Origin of the sequence: Burkholderia sp. Bp9004, assembly GCF_003858025.1 — a bacterium.
GTDB lineage: Bacteria > Pseudomonadota > Gammaproteobacteria > Burkholderiales > Burkholderiaceae > Burkholderia > Burkholderia diffusa.
Map to the genome: position 1 here is coordinate 1 of NZ_QTQD01000078.1, position 1,320 is coordinate 1,320.

The 1,320-nt window shown below is 57.5% G+C and carries 1 protein-coding gene; it reads left to right on the plus strand.

Annotated features, from left to right (window positions below; all coding sequences use genetic code 11):
• Positions 1-72 precede the first annotated feature (72 nt).
• A complete protein-coding gene (locus DIE08_RS35220) occupies positions 73-1,092 on the plus strand; it encodes an IS110 family transposase (protein WP_124906457.1) in 1,020 nt (339 codons plus the stop codon).
• Positions 1,093-1,320: the final 228 nt, after the last annotated feature.

A 1,320-nucleotide genomic window follows, 5' to 3' on the forward strand; every position in this document is an offset into this window, starting at 1 on the left:
CCAGTTAATGGTATGGACTGCTCCGGCAGGCGTATCGTAACTGCTGACGTTACCGTTCATAGGAGTATCGTCATGGAAATCATTCGGTTCCTTGCCATCGATCTTGCAAAGAATGTCTTCCAACTGCACGGCGTGGATGCCGCAGGCACGCTTGTGCTGCGACGTCGCGTCGGCCGCGCCCAACTGACTGAACTGGTTCTTCGACTTGCACCATGCACTATCGGGATGGAAGCCTGCTCAAGCGCCCATCATTGGGCACGGCAGTTTCAGCAGCAAGGCCACACGGTAAAACTCATCAGCCCGCAATTCGTGAAACCTTTCGTGAAGGGCAACAAGACTGACGGCAACGATGCTGAGGCGATCTGCGAGGCATTGCAGCGACCATCAATGCGGTTCGTGCCAATCAAGTCCCTCGAGCAACAAGATGTTCAAAGTCTTCACCGCGCTCGTAGTCGGCTCGTGAGCAATCGGACCGGGCTGGTGAGTCAGATGCGCGGCATTCTCGCAGAGCGAGGCATCGTATTCGCGCAATCTATCACGCGTGCGCGCCGGGAGATTCCGGCCATCGTCGCTGACACCACGAACGCCCTAACGCCACTCGCGCGCGAGATACTGGCCGATCTGATGGACCAGTTGCGCGAACTGGACAAGCGCATCACCGGATTCGACAGGCGTATCGATGCAGTGTTCAAGGCCAGCAAGACCTGCCAGCGCATTGCGCAGATTGAAGGAGTTGGTCCCAAAACGGCGACCGCCATCGTTGCTGCCGTATCCGATCCAAAGGACTTTAAGAACGGCCGTCACTTTGCTGCCTGGCTCGGCCTCGTTCCCCGTCAGAGCTCAAGCGGGGATCGAACACATCTCCTCGGCATCAGCAAGCGAGGCGACCGACATCTACGGACCTTGCTCATACACGGTGCACGCGCAGTACTCCGAACCGCTCCAACCAAACACGACAGAAAGCACGCCTGGGCTCTTGCGTTGCAGGCCCGGCGAGGCGCAAATCGAGCCATCGTGGCGATCGCGAACAAGATGGCCCGTGTCATCTGGTCGATGCTTGCAACCGGCCAGTCGTATCAGAAAGCAGTGTAGCAATGTCACCAACGATGCGTTGACGAATTGACGAATGGCACTCCGGTCGATCCGGCGAGCAGGGAACCTGATTTTTATAACGGCCCCCGAGGTCTTCCAGTTGTTGAGGCCTGCACGCGCGGAATTCCAGTTGGGCGCTGGGCTCTGCCCTGACGCCGGATATATGTACGCAATCGACTTCCGTGTCCGTCAACTTCCGTTTGCTATTGGGAGCAGTCCATATATGTA

Coding starts and splice junctions, on each gene's coding strand:
- DIE08_RS35220 (WP_124906457.1), top strand. CDS start 73: ATGGAAATCATTCGGTTCCTTGCCATCGATCTTGCAAAGAATGTCTTC.